This is a genomic window from Winkia neuii subsp. neuii DSM 8576 (assembly GCF_000420405.1).
GTDB classification, from domain to species: domain Bacteria; phylum Actinomycetota; class Actinomycetes; order Actinomycetales; family Actinomycetaceae; genus Winkia; species Winkia neuii.
In genome coordinates this window covers 91,584-108,423 of sequence record NZ_ATUW01000002.1, presented here as the reverse complement: position 1 = coordinate 108,423, position 16,840 = coordinate 91,584, and the positions used below count along the sequence as shown (strand labels likewise).

The 16,840-nt window shown below is 53.7% G+C and carries 13 protein-coding genes; 11 read left to right on the top strand and 2 right to left on the bottom strand.

The window, feature by feature from the left end:
- Positions 1–12 precede the first annotated feature (12 nt).
- The 3 genes from G437_RS0102220 to G437_RS0102210 all read left to right on the top strand — a co-directional run bounded on the left by G437_RS0102220 (position 13) and on the right by G437_RS0102210 (position 5,426).
- On the top strand, positions 13–1,983 hold the full coding sequence (locus tag G437_RS0102220) for a DUF6541 family protein (protein WP_024330969.1): 1,971 nt from the start codon (positions 13–15) through the stop codon (positions 1,981–1,983).
- Between the two features lie 85 nt (positions 1,984–2,068).
- The gene (locus G437_RS0102215) at positions 2,069–3,370 is read left to right on the top strand and encodes a nucleotide sugar dehydrogenase (RefSeq protein ID WP_024330968.1); all 1,302 of its coding nucleotides are present in this window, start codon (positions 2,069–2,071) and stop codon (positions 3,368–3,370) included.
- Positions 3,371–3,437: 67 nt separating this feature from the next.
- Positions 3,438–5,426 carry a DUF6541 family protein gene (locus tag G437_RS0102210; RefSeq protein ID WP_024330967.1) on the top strand — a complete coding sequence of 663 codons (1,989 nt, stop codon included), beginning with the start codon at positions 3,438–3,440 and terminating at the stop codon, positions 5,424–5,426.
- Here G437_RS0102210 and G437_RS0102205 read toward each other — a convergent pair.
- Positions 5,415–6,953 carry a polysaccharide pyruvyl transferase family protein gene (locus G437_RS0102205; RefSeq protein ID WP_024330966.1) on the bottom strand — a complete coding sequence of 513 codons (1,539 nt, stop codon included), beginning with the start codon at positions 6,951–6,953 and terminating at the stop codon, positions 5,415–5,417. The genes G437_RS0102210 and G437_RS0102205 overlap by 12 nt on opposite strands.
- Before the next feature lie 154 nt (positions 6,954–7,107).
- On the opposite strand from G437_RS0102205, the gene G437_RS0102200 reads away from it, so the two are divergent.
- The 7 genes from G437_RS0102200 to G437_RS0102170 all read left to right on the top strand — a co-directional run bounded on the left by G437_RS0102200 (position 7,108) and on the right by G437_RS0102170 (position 12,823).
- Positions 7,108–8,037 carry a glycosyltransferase gene (locus tag G437_RS0102200; protein WP_034490141.1) on the top strand — a complete coding sequence of 310 codons (930 nt, stop codon included), beginning with the start codon at positions 7,108–7,110 and terminating at the stop codon, positions 8,035–8,037.
- Entirely contained in the window at positions 8,034–8,495 is a 462-nt protein-coding gene (gene pssD / locus G437_RS0102195; protein WP_024330964.1) for a PssD/Cps14F family polysaccharide biosynthesis glycosyltransferase, read from the top strand. The genes G437_RS0102200 and pssD overlap by 4 nt, the downstream gene beginning before the upstream one ends.
- A complete protein-coding gene (locus tag G437_RS0102190) occupies positions 8,492–9,001 on the top strand; it encodes a glycosyltransferase (protein WP_024330963.1) in 510 nt (169 codons plus the stop codon). Before pssD ends, G437_RS0102190 begins: the two co-directional genes overlap by 4 nt.
- Positions 9,002–9,103: 102 nt before the next feature.
- Complete coding sequence (glf, locus tag G437_RS0102185) at positions 9,104–10,288, top strand: UDP-galactopyranose mutase (protein WP_024330962.1); 1,185 nt, start codon at positions 9,104–9,106, stop codon at positions 10,286–10,288.
- Positions 10,289–11,158 (top strand): ABC transporter permease, encoded by an 870-nt coding sequence (locus G437_RS0102180; protein ID WP_024330961.1) that lies wholly within the window; start codon positions 10,289–10,291, stop codon positions 11,156–11,158.
- A 1-nt stretch (position 11,159) separates the two neighbouring features.
- Positions 11,160–11,894: an ABC transporter ATP-binding protein gene (locus tag G437_RS0102175; protein ID WP_024330960.1), complete on the top strand. Its 735-nt coding sequence runs from the start codon at positions 11,160–11,162 to the stop codon at positions 11,892–11,894.
- Between the two features lie 2 nt (positions 11,895–11,896).
- On the top strand, positions 11,897–12,823 hold the full coding sequence (locus G437_RS0102170; protein ID WP_029769175.1) for a glycosyltransferase family 2 protein: 927 nt from the start codon (positions 11,897–11,899) through the stop codon (positions 12,821–12,823).
- A gap of 65 nt (positions 12,824–12,888) precedes the next feature.
- Here G437_RS0102170 and G437_RS10850 read toward each other — a convergent pair whose 3' ends face one another.
- On the bottom strand, positions 12,889–14,730 hold the full coding sequence (locus G437_RS10850) for an S-layer homology domain-containing protein (RefSeq protein ID WP_024330958.1): 1,842 nt from the start codon (positions 14,728–14,730) through the stop codon (positions 12,889–12,891).
- Between the two features lie 147 nt (positions 14,731–14,877).
- Here G437_RS10850 and G437_RS10845 point away from each other — a divergent pair, with 147 nt between their 5' ends.
- Positions 14,878–16,791 carry an S-layer homology domain-containing protein gene (locus tag G437_RS10845; protein WP_024330957.1) on the top strand — a complete coding sequence of 638 codons (1,914 nt, stop codon included), beginning with the start codon at positions 14,878–14,880 and terminating at the stop codon, positions 16,789–16,791.
- Positions 16,792–16,840: the final 49 nt, after the last annotated feature.

Sequence of the window (16,840 nt, the reverse complement as noted above, 5' to 3'; positions counted from 1 at the left end):
CGGAGCTGAAAAGTGCCTAGCCTACTTTTAGTCCACTTAGACGCATTTGCATTAGCTGCGCTCATCTACCTGCCCGGGCTGTTGCTCGGCTGGTTCGCGCAGATTAGACGCCGATATTTATTTGTCTTGGCCCCACTCATATCGTTGGCGCTCTTGTCGGCGCTGCCGGTGCTCTTTAGGCTGATCTCGATGCGCTGGTCTGCGGGCTCATTTTTGGGGGTGGTGGCCCTCGGCGCATTGGCTTTGTTTCTTCTCCGCAGACCGAAGAGGTCAACCCTGCGCGTAAAAGTGCCACCCTTGCTACTGGTAGGTGGGGCACTGGCTTGGCTGGGCCAAGTTTTGCCGATCTACCTTTCGCGTTCTTTGACTAAACCTATCCAGCAGATAGATTCCACCTACCACATGAACCTGGCGTGGCTTATTGCCAAAACGGGAAATGGTTCCTCCCTCAGCGCTCCAACTCGAATGTTTGGATTAGATACCTCTAGGACTACTGCTCCTTCAGGATGGCACGACCTTGTCGCTCTGCTCGGGACCAGGGTAGTTGAGTCCACGAATGCTTTGAGTTTGGTTGTGCCGCTAGTCTGGGTTCTGGGTATTACCCTGCTTGCATATCGGATTTTTGCGCCAAACTTGCGGTTGGTATTTTACACCCAGCTGGTCACCCTTTTGTTCAGTGAATTTCCTACTTTGGTGCAGTCGACGTACCCGATTTTGCCAAATACGCTGGCTATAGCTCTATTGCCGTACGCCCTGTGTGCCCTCTACCAGCTTTGGTGCGACGAGAGCGGCAAATCGCTCGCGCAGTGCCTGCTTAGAGGCTTGTTTGCCGCTGCCCTAGGGTTAGCGCTGGCACTGGTGCACCCCAGTTTCATTTTCAACCTGGTTGCTTTGTTGACTCTACCTGTTGGATACCTGCTCTTCCGGGGGGTTCGCCGAGCTAGTGCCAGAGGGCGTAAGAGGTACGCGGTTAGGTTAGCGGTAGCTACTTTGGTACTAATAGTTGCAATTGTTGCACTATTTTGTGTGCCATATACTGCGGATCTTTTCTACCGAATGACTCATGCCTACGCTGGGCGACAAAATATCGATATTGTGACGCTGCTGAAGATAGTCTCGGTCGCTTCGGTGCATCCGACCTCAGTCTCGGCAGTGGCAACGTATTCTCAGCTCATTTTGGAAGGTTGTGCCCTAGTAGCTTTTATTGGCGCAGTGGCTGCCTCTAGAACGATGCGCCTGCCGCTTCTGTGGTGTTCGTGGTGCTCGATTGCAGTAGTTGCCCTTGCCGTAATGTGGCGCGTAGGGTCCGCGCTCGGTGGGTTCTGGTACATGAACGCTCACCGCATTTTGGCTCCGCTACAGATACCGGCTGCCCTTCTTATGGCGGTGGGAATATGCTGGTGGTGTGAGCAGCTGCGGCGTATTTTGAGCGGGATACGGGTAAGAAATAATTACCAACTAAGCGCGTCCTTAACCTGTGCTTTTGCTGTTCTAATTGGGTTCAGTTGTGGGGTAGCTGCGAAAGAAGCACATTACACTCTGGTCTACAGCCCCTCTTCGGCTTTTATCACCGTAAATGCTTCTGCTGCGGAGCAAGCCATGATTACCAGGGCCGCAGATAGGATAAAAGGCCGGGTAAGAGTAATTGGGAATCCCACTAATGGGAGCGCGCTGATGCAGGCGCTAGGTGGGGTAGAAGTGGTTTTCCCGCAGATGTATTTCCGCTCTTCGAACGTGGCTGAGGGATATCTGCGAACTAATTTCCACCGACTGGGAAGCGACGGCAAGGTATGCCGGCTGTTGCGTAGATATCAGATTGAATATTTTTACTACGACACGGACCCTGGCCCAGGTGGCAAAGGAATGGGGGCTAAAACAGACTTCGTTCGTCTGCCGGCCCCTTCGACAGTGCAAAAAGTTGATCAGGGTGGAAGCGCAAAGCTTTACAGGATTGTTGCCTGCGGTTTTGGAGGGCAGAATTAAATGTCCTCTGCAAATCCCAAAGAGTTGCGAGCCCATAACTATGGCGCTCATACAATAGAAACAGCATCGAAAGTATGGAGGACGCATGCGTATTGCAGTAGTTGCACTGGGTAAAATTGGTTTGCCTTTGGCAGTCCAGTTTGCAGATATGGGCCACGAAGTCATTGGCGTGGACGTAAATTCGAAGACCGTCGAGGCAGTAAATGCTGGTAAGGAGCCTTTTCCTGGCGAGGCGCAGCTGCAGGAAAAACTCACTGAGCTGATCCCTACAGGCCGGCTGAGGGCAACCACTGACTACGGCGAAGCTATCCCGCAGGCCGACGCCGTGGTGCTCGTTGTGCCGCTATTCGTAAATGATAAAACTTGGGAGCCCGATTTTGGCTGGATGGACGCGGCAACGAAGTCGCTTGCCAGCCATCTGCGGCCGAATACTTTGATTTCTTATGAGACAACATTGCCAGTGGGTACTACCCGAGGCCGTTGGAAGCCGATGATTGAGCAGATCTCTGGGTTGCGCGAGGGCAAAGATTTCCATCTGGTGTTTTCCCCGGAACGCGTTCTCACAGGTCGAGTTTTTGCTGATCTTCGCAAATACCCCAAGCTTGTGGGCGGTTTGAACGAGGCTGGAACTCAGGCTGGCATTGACTTCTACAAGCAGGTCCTTACTTTTACTGAGCGTGAAGATCTCCAGCGGCCCAACGGGGTTTGGGATATGGGCTCCGCCGAGGCGGCTGAGATGGCTAAGTTAGCTGAGACTACCTACCGAGACGTCAATATTGGGCTGGCTAATCAGTTCGCTGTTTACGCCGATAAGGTTGGCATAGATGTTGAGAAGGTTATAGATGCCTGCAATTCTCAGCCGTATAGCCATATTCACAGGCCTGGTATTGCGGTAGGAGGACACTGCATTCCTGTTTATCCGCGCCTGTACTTGTCGACCGATCCGGAGGCCTCGATTGTGCGGACTGCTCGTAAATACAACGCGGCGATGCCGGACTACGTAGTTGGCCGCCTGAGTGAGGTAATGGGCCAGCTGCGGGGGCAAAAAGTTGCGGTGTTAGGCGCTTCCTACCGTGGTGGGGTAAAAGAAACTGCATTTTCAGGCGTGTTTCGCACAGTAGAGGCACTTGAAGAAAAAGGCGCTGAGGTACTGGTGCACGATCCCATGTTTAGCGACGAAGAACTAGCTTCCTTCGGGTGGCAGCCCTACCACTTCGGTGAGGCAGCCGATGCTGCCATAATTCAGGCAGATCACAAGGAATATGCGCAGATTAGCGCCAGGGATATTCCGGGAATTAAGGTCCTCTTCGACGGGCGGAGGATTTCTTCGCCGCAGGCCTGGGCTGGCACGCCTAGGCTCGTGATCGGCGACGCCCAGCACGAATAGTTTTAGCTAGACTGGACGCAGCTTTGCGAGCAACTTGGCTGCGTCCACTTAGAAACAGGGGGAATACATGGCTCTGCCAACTGCAGACATACTCACTCAGGTGCACAGTTGGGGAGGATTTGTAACCTCTTTAATATTAGTGCTGGCTATCCTGTATTTGCCTGGACTTTTAGTTGGAAAGGCAGGCGGATTAAGGGGCGCTTCCCTAATGGCTGCCAGCCCGGCGTTTTCTGTTGGTCTTTGTGCTAGTGCTGCGATTATGGCTCCGGTACTGGGCTGGGCATGGGCCCCGCCCGTAGTGATCTTATTGACACTAGTAGTTGCCGCTCTAATATTCGGTTATCGAGGTCTGGCGCACCCTTTCGCTGAAGTTTCCCGGGGATCAGGTAGGAGCACTCTGCCGGTTGCCCTCGCGCTGTTTATTTTCGTGCTCTTCACGTGGCGCTTTGCCTATTGCATGCATGATCCGGGTACCTTTAGCCAGACTTGGGATACGGTATTTCATTTAAATACCGCGGAACTAATTCAGTCTCGGCGGGATGCATCCTCTTTGCATATCGACTTCACCTCGAGTGGAAAAACGTTGTTTTACCCTGCCGCCTGGCACGGCATAGTGGTGCTGGTTATGAATATGGCTGGGGTCATTTCCCCGGTCGCTACCAACGCCATGGCGGCGGTTATCTCCTTTTTGGTGTGGCCGATAGGCGTCTATGCGCTCGCAAAACGTGTCACTTCTGCCCGTTCTGTACAGATAGCGGCGCTGGCACTAGCGCCAATCTTTCCCCAGTTTCCCGTCGCCTTTTTGTGGTGGGGTAACCTCTATCCGAATCTGCTGGCCTACGCGCTTTTGCCTGCCTGTCTGCTGCTATTTGACAAGTTGATAACTGGGTTTACCAAGGCCAGTCCTGTATACGCCCTCCTGCTGATAGTCGCCACTATAGGTTTGGCATTGGCTCAACCGGTGGCGGTAATAACGTTGGCCATAATGGCGATTGCCTGGTTAGTGCTACGCCTGTGGGCCAAGTCTAGGCGAAAGATTGCACTGGCTCCTGTAGCCGCTTTAGTTTGGATCGGTTTGCTAGCGGCGTTGAATGTGGTCATGGACAGGGTGCCACAACTTGCCACAATGCGTCACATCCCCTCAAGCTGGCCCTCCCAGGGAAACATATGGCAGGGGCTTATGCAGCTTTTTGCCTTCACTGGGGGAAAGCCGCACGATAACTGGGATGTTAACTCCTTTTGGCACTTGCTGTTGCCTGCCGCCTTAGTTGGAATAGGCTTTCTTGTTAGTTTGGCTCATAAAAAGGCGTGGCCTCTCGTAGGCGCACAAGTTTCTATGGCGGTGCTGTTTCTGGCGGGATTTGCGCTCAGAGGCACGGCTCGCACTTACTGGACTGGGCCGTGGTATTCGGATGTGCCGCGAATGTTCGCCCCGCTGTGCGTTGGCGCCCCCATCTTTGCAGCCTTTGCCTTGGCGGCGGTGGGGAGCATATGTGTGCGGCTGCTGGGGCGCGGAGTGCGGGTGCTAGTTGCGCCTGCGCTCGCAGTGGTTGTCGTTGCCGGTTTGTTTTCCCCGGCCCTCAACGTGGCGTTCGGGCGGATCTCTTTAAGTATGCAAATGCTTTCTCCTACTCAAGACGGTGGGCTGTTAGATACTGACGAGTTGGCACTTTTCTCGCGTCTGAGCAAGCACGTGCCCGCGGATGCGAAAATTCTGGCGAATCCCTGGGAAGGAGGCGCCCTCACCTGGCCATATGGGAAACGCCAGCCCTACTTTTCGCAGATCGTAGCCGGTCTCCCTCAAGATAAGAAGGAGCTCGCAAACCACCTCGAGGACGCTAACCGGCTGCCGCGCGTATGCGAAATCCTGCGCCGCAATAAGATTGAATACGCCTTGCAACTACGCGATTCCTACCTGTGGAGGGGCTCTGGATGGTCCATCGAGAATAACTTCTCCTCCCTTGATAGGCTCACCGAGTTGCCAGGAGCAAAAGTGGTAGACCGACAAGGAGAAGCTATATTGGTAAAACTACCAGGGTGCAAACTAACTAAGTAGTCGCCTAAGTCTGCGTAATATCCTGCGGGGACTGGTAACTCTTTGAAGCTGTCTGTATGCGAACATGCCGGCCCGTGCACCCGGATTTGTCAGTACGCGGCGTTCTGCTAAATAGGCTTCGGTCAGGTTGTGCTGCTGTTCCATAAGCTGGTCGCTAAGTAGGGCTTTTTCGGCTGTGAGCGAGGCGATTCGCCGCTCGTAGGATTCGAGTAATTGCCAGTTTCTCGACAAATATTCTTGGTTAGCTCTAGCGGCCTCAAGCTCCGAGAGCTGGTAGCTGAACAGGCGGCGGGAAGCGCGGATAGCTTCGGGCACCTCTCGGGTAGAGGTGGGCGCGGAAACGTAGATGCCGGGCGTTACGGATTTGCCCTCGCAGGCAGCGACGACCGTCTTCCACCAGGCAGCGTGGTCTTTTTTGAGCTGGGGCAGCATCTGTGTCAGCGAGGAATTGATATGGGCTGCGCCCTCCAGATAGGCGGCTAACACGTCATCTAGATAGTTGCTAGCTAAGACTGCCTCGGGCAGAACCCACTCTTGGCTGGCGCCAAAATTGGCAAATAGGTCAGAAAAACGCAAATCAGCGTAAGCATTCGGTGCGATTGCCAGGCAGGGGACGGCAGAAGAGAGTGAAAAAACTGCCTGGTGAAAACGGTTGGTCACGGTCAAGAAGGCGCCTTCGAAACCCTGAGCCACTTCTTTAGGGCTAGACGGGGAGGACAGTGTTACAGGGGATCCCATGTAAGAGGCGATGAGCTCGTGGAATGCAACGTCCTGGTCTGCTTTGGAGGGATCAGACATGTGCGAAACAAGCCGGGTGGGTAGACCGGTGAGAGTGGACAATTTGTCTAGAGTCTTTGCAATTAGCTTACTGGCCCCAGCGGAGCTAAAAGTTGAGCGGGCGTCGTTGAAACAGGCCGCAATATATTTCTTACCCCAGCAAGGCTTTGCGCCCGAAAAAACGATGGCATCGTCGTGTGTCACACTAACCGGCGCCTCAGTGTATTTTTGGGCGTTTTGCGCCGAGTATTTTCCGCGCACCCCAATAAGGCTGGCGGCATCGAAGAGGGCAGCCATGGCTGCTTCCTGGTGGCCCAACACTAATGGGCCCACGGATTGGCCAGTCACTACTACGGGAATAGATAGGTGTGCGGCGTATTGGGCAAATAAGGATCGTTCAAGAAAGAGCCAGGAGTAGTAGGAGTTGAGCGATCCGCCCCCGCCAATTATTAGGGCATCTAAATCGTGAAGCTGGGCGAGCTCAGTAGCGAATGGGTTGCGCTCAAAATCGGTAAAGTCGCAACCGGCAAGATATTTTTCTTCTCGTTGCAGGGGTTGGTTGGGAAATTCGATTGAGTGCAAGAAATTAGCGCCAGGTATCAGCTGGGCACTTCTAGCCGGGCTATGAGTGAACATGTACGGGGTGTGCCCTGCCCGGCGAACCTGCTCGTAGGAGGCTATAGCAATAGCATCGTCGCCGACGTGCCAGGAAGGGTTCCCAATATCAGTCAAAACGCCAATCTTAGCCATATTCAACCTCCCAGGAGGGGATACTCTACTTTGCTCGGAACAAAATTCTACCTTGTGTGAATGCTAGCTTGCGGGAGCCCCTCCCAGGCTTTGGGCGGGTGGGTTGTATGATGGGGCGAATGGAACAAGTCAGTTGTACAACGGAGCATGGATAATGCGGCCTAAAGTAAGCGCTGTGGTAGTTGCGTACAATCGCGAGGAACTACTGGCTAAGTGCCTACGAGCGCTAAATAATTCCACGGTACGTTTGCACGAGCTGGTGGTTGTAGACAACGCCAGCACTGATAATTCAGCTCAGGTAGCTACGAGCTTAGGGGCGCGGGTAATTCCACTCGCCGAAAATACCGGCGGAGCTGGGGGATTTACTGCAGGCATTGCGTGCGCCCTAGAGGCGGGGCCAGATTTTGTTTGGCTGATGGACGACGACACGATCGTAAGTAATACGGCGTTAGCGGAACTGCTGAAAGTGCAAAAAGACTACAGGGGCCAGCCTGCCTTCCTTTGTTCCAAAGCAGAGTGGTTTGACGGACAGATTCACCCCATGAACACCCACCGCCCTCGTCCCCTTATTTCACAGCGTCAGCGTGACCATGCCAAGGAGGTAGGCGCAACCCCGGTGCGTTCAGCCTCGTTCGTGTCGGTATTGATAGATTGTCGTGCCATAGCTAAAGAGGGGCTTCCTATAGCCGACTACTTTATTTGGAACGACGATTTGGAATATCTAAGCCGCATTGGCAAGAATCGGGTGGGGCTGTATGTGCCGGCTTCGAGGGTGTTGCACGCTACTAAGAAACTTGCCGATGTAAACGCGGATCCGCGCGATCGCTTCTTTTACGAGGTGCGTAACAAGATCTGGTTCCTGAGGTTTAGCAGGGGCTTGCACCTGCTGGACCGGCTGCTTTACGGAGCTTCCTGCCTGCGGCGATGGGCAAAAATGTTCGCCGCCTCTACGGCTCGCAGGCAAATGCTTCGGGTGGGGCTGCAGGGGCTAGTAGCATCTTGGCAACCGCCAAGACCAAATTCGCAGATTTTCCCACCTAACACGCCAGTCGGACGTGCTATAGCTAAGGCAGAGCGCGCATGAAGAAAAAACTGAAGGTGTTGTTCGTCGGCTCTTCCGGCGGTCACCTCGCCCAGATGCTCTCTATCAAACCGTGGTATAAGGATCATCAGCGTATTTGGATTACTTTTGACACCCCTGATGCAGTCAGTGCTCTAGAGGGCGAAAAAGTATTTTGGATGCACCATTCCCCCGAGCGGAAAATTGTGGATTTGCTAAAGACTACCCAGGCAGCGGTGCGGTTGTTGCCGAAGATTCGCCCGGATGTGGTGATCTCTACGGGGGCATCTTTGGGCGCAATCTTCATTATTATTGCGAAACTGGCGCGCATTCCCACCCTGTACATTGAAGTTTTTGATCGCATCACCCTCAGATCCATGTCGGGGCGCATCTGCTACAGAGTTGCCGATACTTTTGCTGTGCAGTGGGAAGAACAGCTCAAGATTTATCCGCGTGCCCAGGTAGTGGGGCCTTTGCTATGAATAACGCGGAAGTAGTAGTAATGGTGGGAACTCACCATCTGCCCTTTGACCGATTGGTGCATTGGGCCGACCAATATGCGGCAGGTAGCTCAGCGAAGGTCTTTGTCCAATACGGCAATTCAGTGGCGCCCACGATCTGCGAGGGGGCTTTCTCGCTCACGCAGGCGCAGATGGCCGAACTGCGCCAGGGTGCGAAGGTGCTCGTCTGCCACGGCGGTCCCTCGATTATGGTGGAGTGGTTGCGCTCTGGATTCCGGCCTATCGTGGTGCCCAGGGACCCGGCTTTAGGGGAGCATTTGGACGAGCATCAGATACTCTTCAGTCAGTTTATGGCTTCTCGCGGCTGGATTGATCTAGCTGATTCCAGCGAGCAGCTGGCTAAGTTGATTGACGAACATCTAAACGGGCAGGCGCAGGCAGTTGATATCTCCGGTTTGGATTCGGTTCAAGCTGCACAGAACGTGGGTCGCATAGTCGAAGATATGGTGTATAACCGCACTAAGTAGTTTGGGAAAAGAAGCGAAGTCGGCGCAAATGCCCGCCCGTGTGCTTATTTCCGCTAAGGTGAACGGGTATGCTGTCTCCGACAGAAAATAGGAGAAATACTGATGAACGTTGACTTGGTTGTGGTCGGCTCCGGTTTGTTCGGACTGACTGTTGCGGAGCGGGTAGCCTCTCAGCTGGGCCGAAAAGTAGTGGTCATTGACAAGCGTGGTCACATTGGTGGCAATGCGTATTCTGAAGAGGAACCTACCACCGGGATAGAGGTTCATAAATACGGTGCTCATCTGTTCCACACTTCGAACGAGCGCGTGTGGAAATACGTCAACGAGTTCACTTCCTTCACCCCCTACGTGCATCACGTGTACACCACTGTTGGGGGCGAGGTCTATCCCATGCCCGTAAACCTGGGGACGATAAATCAGTTCTTCCGCTCGGCATACGGGCCCGAAGAGGCGAAGGCGCTTATAGCAGAGCAGGCTAGTGAGGTGGCTGGCAAAGACGTCGACGACTTCCAGTCCAAGGGGATCTCGCTGGTGGGACGCCCTCTATTTGAGGCCTTCTTCCAGGGGTATACCGCGAAACAGTGGCAGACGGACCCGAAGAACCTGCCGGCCTCCATAATTTCGCGCCTGCCCGTGCGCTACACCTACAACAACCGCTATTTCAACGATACTTGGGAAGGTCTGCCCGTTGACGGGTACACGGCATGGCTGAACCGCATGGCAGATCACCCGAATATTGAGGTGCGCTTGGATACCGATTTTTTCGACGAATCCCAGCCCTTCAACAAGAAGTCCTGTGTGGGCAATGTGCCGGTGGTTTATACCGGCCCAATCGACAGGTACTTTGACTATGCCGAGGGAGATCTTTCTTGGCGCACAATTGACTTGGACCTGGAAGTTCTAAACGTGGGGGATTTCCAGGGCACTTCGGTTATGAACTATGGCGATCTGGACGTGCCCTACACCCGTATTCACGAATTCCGCCACTTCCACCCTGAACGCGACTATCCGAAGGATAAGACGGTAATTGCGCGCGAATATTCCCGCTTTGCGAAGCGAGGTGACGAACCATACTATCCGATCAATACCGCCCAGGATCGGCAGCGCCTTTTGACCTACAGGCAGGCCGCAAAGAACGAAAAAAACGTTTTGTTCGGAGGTCGCTTGGGGACCTATAAGTACCTCGACATGCACATGGCGATTGGCTCGGCTTTGTCGCGGGTTGATAATGTACTGAGGCCCTTCTTCGAGGGCAACCAGGAAGTCGAGTGGGAAAGCGGAGAATAAATGACCGCTAAAACTGCTGACGGGTTTACTATTCCCGGTCGGTCCAAAGGCTTAGTGCAAGCCCTCAAACAGCGCTACCTGTTAAACCTGATCGTCCACAAAGAACTGCGCGTACGCTACCGCGGCTCGATACTTGGCATGCTCTGGTCCTACGCGAAGCCTGCAACCCAGTTCATTGTTTTTTATGTGGCGATCGGCAAATTTATGGGCATGAACCGGGCTATTACCAACTACGTGGTGTACATGTTTGCCGGGGTAGTAGTAGTCAACTATTTCAGTGAAATATTTGGCAATGCAACCCGCTCTATCGTGCAGAATACGGCTCTAGTGAAGAAGATATATTTACCGCGCGAGCTGTTTCCCCTGTCGTCGGTGTGGGTAGCGATGGTACACATGTTCCCCCAGGTGCTGATTTTGGTGGTGGGCGCACTAATCTACGGTTGGCGACCCGGCCCACTCAATATCTTGGCTGCGTTGGTGGGATTCGCCATCATTACCATATTTGCTCTGGGGCTGGGGCTGTTTGCGGGAGCGCTGAACGTGATGTACCGCGACGCTGAAAACTTTGTGGATTTACTGCTGATGATTGCGACCTGGGCCTCGCCGGTCCTGTATCGCTGGGAAATGGTTTCGAATGTGTTCGAGGGGCCGGCCCGGTGGTTCTGGTACCTATACCAGATAAATCCCATAACTCCGGTAGTTGAACTATTCCACTACGCCTTCTGGCTACCCACTGCCGGGGTGACTGATCCCATGCCTCCGCACATGGGAATTTGGACCCTAGTAGCTGGTGTAGTCTCGCTCGCATTCTTAGGGCTTGGGGAAGCTACCTTCAGGCGTTTCGACGGAAAGTTTGCGCAGGAACTTTAAGATGGAAAACAAAGAAGTAGTAATCCGCGTCCAGGATGTAGTCCAGGATTTTACGCTGCGACACGCTCATACTTTGAAAGAAATCCTAGTTTGGTCCCTCACCGGCCGTAAGGGAGAGTTGCGCGATAGATTCCGAGCATTGGACCACGTTTCCTTCGACATCTACAAGGGCGAGACCGTGGGGCTAATGGGCTTCAATGGCTCGGGCAAATCCACGATGTTGAAGCTAATAAGTGGGGTTATGCGGCAAAGTAGCGGTTTCGTGGGGCACAAGGGAAGGATCGCCGGCCTAATCGAAGTGGGGGCTGGGTTTCACCCGGATCTGACCGGCCGCGAAAATATTTACCTGAATGGCGCGATCTTGGGGATGACCAAAAAGCAGATCGACGCCGCTTTCGACGACATCGTGGCTTTCAGCGAAATTGAGCAGTTTATCGACACCGAGGTCAAGTTTTACTCCTCAGGCATGTTCTTGCGCTTGGCTTTTTCGGTGTGCGTGTACACGGACCCAGACATATTCCTGATCGACGAGATTTTGGCGGTTGGGGACGAACCGTTCCAGAAGAAATGTTTGGCGCGCATCAAGGATTTGCAGAAGCAGGGGAAAACCCTTGTTATAGTCAGTCACGACTTGGACATGATGTCTAAGCTCTGCGACCGTGGGATTTTACTTGACCACGGTAAAGTGAAGATCGATGGAACCGCTGCTGAGTGTGTTGAAAGTATGAGGGGCTAAGCATGACACAGGAAGCCAAAGACATGAAGGTTGCAGCTGTAGTTGTTACATACAATCGGGTGGAGTTGCTGAAGGAGACTCTAAGTGCTTTAGAGGCTCAGGATTACCCGCCTTCTGCGATCGTAGTTGTCGACAATGCCTCTACAGACCAAACCCAGCAGATGCTGAAAGAACGCAAAAATAAGCTGCCCATCGAGGTACACAGACTGAAGAAGAATACGGGCGGTGCCGGTGGTTTCTTCTTCTCGATGGACGTTGCCTACGCGGGTGGTTACGACGCGTTCTGGATGATGGACGACGATACTAAGCCCAGGCCTGATTCTTTGGGAAAGTTGGTGCGCGGCTTACAGCAGGCAGCCGAATACCGCGACGGGCAGATGCCTTCGTATGCAGCCTCCATGGTGGTTTGGAAAGATGGCCGGGCCTGTGACATGAACATTCCCACTCCCAGCTGGGATTGGACTCGCCCTCTGGCCGAGGGCAAGGATTGGATCGATATAGACTGTGCCTCTTTCGTGTCCTGCCTGGTCACTCGCGAGGCAGTAGAGGCTTGCGGTTTGCCCCATCCGGAGTATTTCATTTGGTTCGACGATGCTGAATACACCTACAGGATGGCTAAATGGCGTAGGGGAATATTTGTTCCGGACTCGGTGGCGGACCACCTAATGCCTGCCAATTCGGCTGTGTTCTGGGGGCAGGCTACCGAGAAAAATCTTTGGAAGTTCGGAAGGGGAGCGCGCAACCAGGTGGCAGCGGCAATCTCGCTGCGCAAAGCGCGGATACTGGCCGATCTGTTCCAGAATTTGGTGAGCCAACTCAAGGGGTCGCAGGTCCCGTGGAAGGTGCGGGCAAAACTGGTTCGCTTTGCCCTGGATGGACTCGTGCTGCGCCCGAAGGTTCGCTACCCACGCACTATGAATAGGCATTAGCTGCCCGAACGCGCTAAGACGAATAAAAAATGGGAGGGCAGCTTTGGCTGCCCTCCCATCAGCGTTTAACGCTTATTGTTTTTTGCCCTGTAGATGAATGCTGCCATAGCATTTCGGTCGATAGAGTCGACGGGGCGGAAATTGCCATCTGGCCACCCGGTAGTTATTCCAGCATCTTTTAGCCAGCCAATCTCGTGGTGGAACGGTGCCACTCGCAGATCGTTGTTGTGTTTGTAGCGGACGTCCTTAAACAGATCCTTGTAGACGGGCTGGTATATCTTAGTCGCTACATCGGGGGAGCACTTGGTAGGATATTTGTCGCAGAAACGATATAGGAAAGCAGCCATTGCACCGCGTTCTACCGGCTGGAAGGGGCGGAAAGTCCCGTCAGCCCAACCTGTTGTGATGCCGCTATCTTTCATCCAACTGATTTCTTTGTAGAAGATATTCGCCTTGGGCACATCTTTGAACGTTGCTTTGGCAGGGGCGTTGTATGCAGGCGAGCCTGCCATTCGGTACATGAACGCGGCCATGGCATCGCGATTGATCTTGTTGTAGGGCCTAAAGGTGTGGTCGGGCCAGCCTGTAGAGGTCTTTGAATCTTTCATCCAAGCGATCTCGGCGGCAAACGGACTCCCTGTAGTCACGTCTTTGAACGGGTTTGAACTCGGTGCAGGGGCAGTAGCCACCTTGGGGTGACGGGGATTCCACTTGGCAAACAAGACGGTGTCATCTTCCAATGTGAAGCCCTCATTTACCGGTTTGGTGAAGTTTGCGTCCAAATACCAGCCCTCAAAGTGAGCGCGTGGATCAGACAGGTTAGGCAGATTGGTTATGCGGGTGCCTACCGGCTGATCTTTGAGGGCGGCCGGCTGCTCGCCATAGCCGCCGGTCTGGTATTTCACGTAGGCGAGATTTTGGCCTTGCTGCTGCTCTTTTGTCTGGTAGACCCTAAAATGGTCGATTTGGAAGGTCTTAGACCAGTCCGTCCTCTTGTCAGGCCGGGCTGCCCATCCGCCCATAGCCAAATTGGCTATGACGTAGAACTTTTTATCGAACGGTTCGGGCATCGCCCCCTGGTAGTGCGAGCCGTCGGGGCGAATCCACTGATTTTGCCAGGCGGAGCGGCGCGAATATTCTTTGCCGTCTACGTAGAACACAAAACCGGAGGGGCTCCAGTCCATAGTCCAGGTGTGGTAGGAACCGGGTAGGTCCACCGGGCCAATAGACTTTGAATCTGCGTCTGTAGCATGGTCGTTCTCGGAGCGGCGGGTATTCCAGGGGACTGTGGAAGCATGGATTGAGGTGAAGTTGATTTTCCGCGCCCAAGCGTCTCCCAGATTTTCGAACCAGTCTAATTCGCCGTCTTTCGGCCAACCGTAGGGGTTTTGCTTGGGCATGAGCCAAAATGCTGGCCAGGTGCCGTGTTCACCGGGAGTGCGAAGGCGCACTTCAAAGCGACCATACTTCCAAGCCGCGTGGTCGCGCGTCGAGATCGAACCTGAGGCTGCAACAATGGGGATCTTTCGACTGTTCAGCCCACTGGCAGGATGGGCCCTAATATTTAAAGCCCCGTCTTCCACGAATAGGTTTGAATTTGGATCAGTCTTGGGGCCTTCCACACTTGGGTAGCTAAAAGGTCCATTTTCGGGCTCTCCGTGCTTATTCCATTTTTTGTTCCAGTCGACACCCCCGCCACAAAACTCGTCATTCCAAACCAAGTCGTAGGTGCGTCCCTCGGCTGTGACCGTACGAGGAACGGGTTCGGACTTCGCGTGGCCATTCGGGCTGGCAACGCAGGCTTCAGGCTGAATGTCAGACTCTTCGGCCTGAGCTCCCTGCGCGGGCACAAATATGGCGGTGAGTGCTAGTGCCAGCGGCGCTGCCAACAGGATCCCTTTTTGCATGTGTGCTCCTGAAAACTATTAGTTCGGTCAAAGCAAATTTTAGCTAAGCACTAACCGAAATATGAGAAGAAAGGCACGGATTGTGACCGGATCTACCAGGTATTATGAGAGCGTCTAATATACATCTTTAATCTAATTGAGGGTTACATGGCAAAACACTTATTGGTCCCCATTGCGGCTGCCGCCTCCGTTGTGGCGGCTGGGCTCTTAGCCCCGGCTGCGAGTGCGGACGAGCAAACCTTCGCCCCTGCTCCCCGCACCGTTACTTCCGGTGGAAAACGATACGAGTTGGTGTGGAGCGACGAATTTAACGGCACCAATCTAGATCCGGCCTGGGGAGATATATCGACTAACAAGCCGTATGCGAACGGGGCGATGGTATATCAGAACAAGTTCGACCCGGCAAATCCGGAGAAGTCTAACCTGGTGCTGAAGGACGGGTATCTTCGCTTGCAGGCCCGGCCATTGCCCGAGGTGGAGGGAAAGGATGCCTCGGCTGGAATCCAGACCGCCGGGCACAAGACCTGGAAATTTGGCCACTACGAAGCCCGCGTCAGGTTTCATTCAGCTCCGGGTACTTGGCCGGCGCTGTGGATGATGCCAGAGGAAAATCCCTACGGGTGGCCAAGGGACGGAGAGATCGATTGGATTGAATACCCGCGTTCGGCCACTCCAGAGCAAAACCAGACGGTACTGCACACCTCCGGTGCTACCTCGACGCGCTACGGTGGCGATAGTGGATCGCAGGCTTTTTCACTAAAGAATGGCGATCTGGCAGGTAGCTGGCATACCTGGGCAATGGACTGGACCCCGGAAGGTTTTGTCTTCTACATGGATGGCAAGGAATATGGCCGCAAGGATACCCATGGTCCAGAGGGATCAGCGCAGGAAAAAGCCAGTGGCAACATTTATGGAAACAAGCATTGGGATTCTTCCTGGAAAAACAAGGAGAATGGTAGTATCCACAAGGATTCCCCAGCTCTTGCCCCATTTGATAAGAAATTCTATCTGATCCTCAACATGGGTCTGAAGGCTCCGGAAGATTGGGCAGGAAGACCTAAAGGGACTGCTCTGGACTACCAGAACGCCAAGATTGACGTCGATTATGTGCGCGTTTACCAAACTGAACGCCAACAACGCGCCCAAAACGGAGTGTATTTGAAATTCGACACCAGGGGAGAGGGCGCCAATCCTGATACTCGCTATTTGACTGTTGGGCAGAAGGTCGGCGAGCTACCTAAGGTAAAGAACAGCAAGGGCGAGGAAGCGCTCGAATGGTACCGTACTCCAACTCTGGAATGGGGAAAGGTAGACGCAAATACAGAAATCAAGCAAGATTGGACCTTGTTCCCCAAGTGGGGAACGCCTGCGGAGACGGAAAAGCCCAAGCCTGCTCCTAGCGAGCAACCCAACCCTGCAAAGACGGAAAAGCCCAAGCCCGCTCCGGAGGAGCTTGCTAAGCCGCAAGGAAAAGTCTTTTCAGATGTGCAGGCTTCTAGTCCTTTCGCTTCCGAGATTAAGTGGTTGAAGGATCAGAAAGTTACTACTGGTTGGCCGGATGGGACTTATAGGCCGTTTAATAAGATTAATCGTGATGCGATGGCGGCTTACCTTTATCGGTTGGCTGGTTCTCCTGCTTATACCCCAAAGAAGCAGGTTTTTAAGGATGTAACCCCAAGTAACATTTTCTACAAGGAGATTTCCTGGGCCGCTGAGCGTGGGATTACCACGGGTTGGGACGTACGTGGGCATAAGGAGTTCCGTCCGTGGCAGCCTATTGATCGTAATGCGATGGCGGCGTTCTTGCGTCGGTATGTGCAGACTCCTGAGTTCAGGGCTAAGTACCCTTCCTCTAAGGCTCTAGCGATGGTTGCTGATACGGCTGATCGGCATGGGTTGCGCGATGTGAAAAAGGGGATGGCCTTTGCCGACGACATCTTTTGGGCCTACAACAGTGGGGTGACTACTGGGTGGAAGGAAGATCAGACTTTCCGCCCCTGGCAGCCGATTGATCGCAACGCGATGGCAGCCTTCCTATACAGGATGACTATTTCAAAGTAGTGGACAATAGTTTTAGGGGGCAGCCTGAAGGCTGCCCCCTAAAACTATC

Coding starts and splice junctions, on each gene's coding strand:
- G437_RS0102205 (WP_024330966.1), bottom strand. CDS start 6,953: ATGGCTAAGATTGGCGTTTTGACTGATATTGGGAACCCTTCCTGGCAC.
- pssD (WP_024330964.1), top strand. CDS start 8,034: ATGAAGAAAAAACTGAAGGTGTTGTTCGTCGGCTCTTCCGGCGGTCAC.
- G437_RS0102200 (WP_034490141.1), top strand. CDS start 7,108: ATGCGGCCTAAAGTAAGCGCTGTGGTAGTTGCGTACAATCGCGAGGAA.
- G437_RS0102175 (WP_024330960.1), top strand. CDS start 11,160: ATGGAAAACAAAGAAGTAGTAATCCGCGTCCAGGATGTAGTCCAGGAT.
- G437_RS10850 (WP_024330958.1), bottom strand. CDS start 14,730: ATGCAAAAAGGGATCCTGTTGGCAGCGCCGCTGGCACTAGCACTCACC.
- G437_RS0102190 (WP_024330963.1), top strand. CDS start 8,492: ATGAATAACGCGGAAGTAGTAGTAATGGTGGGAACTCACCATCTGCCC.
- G437_RS0102180 (WP_024330961.1), top strand. CDS start 10,289: ATGACCGCTAAAACTGCTGACGGGTTTACTATTCCCGGTCGGTCCAAA.
- G437_RS0102215 (WP_024330968.1), top strand. CDS start 2,069: ATGCGTATTGCAGTAGTTGCACTGGGTAAAATTGGTTTGCCTTTGGCA.
- G437_RS0102210 (WP_024330967.1), top strand. CDS start 3,438: ATGGCTCTGCCAACTGCAGACATACTCACTCAGGTGCACAGTTGGGGA.
- G437_RS0102170 (WP_029769175.1), top strand. CDS start 11,897: ATGACACAGGAAGCCAAAGACATGAAGGTTGCAGCTGTAGTTGTTACA.
- glf (WP_024330962.1), top strand. CDS start 9,104: ATGAACGTTGACTTGGTTGTGGTCGGCTCCGGTTTGTTCGGACTGACT.
- G437_RS10845 (WP_024330957.1), top strand. CDS start 14,878: ATGGCAAAACACTTATTGGTCCCCATTGCGGCTGCCGCCTCCGTTGTG.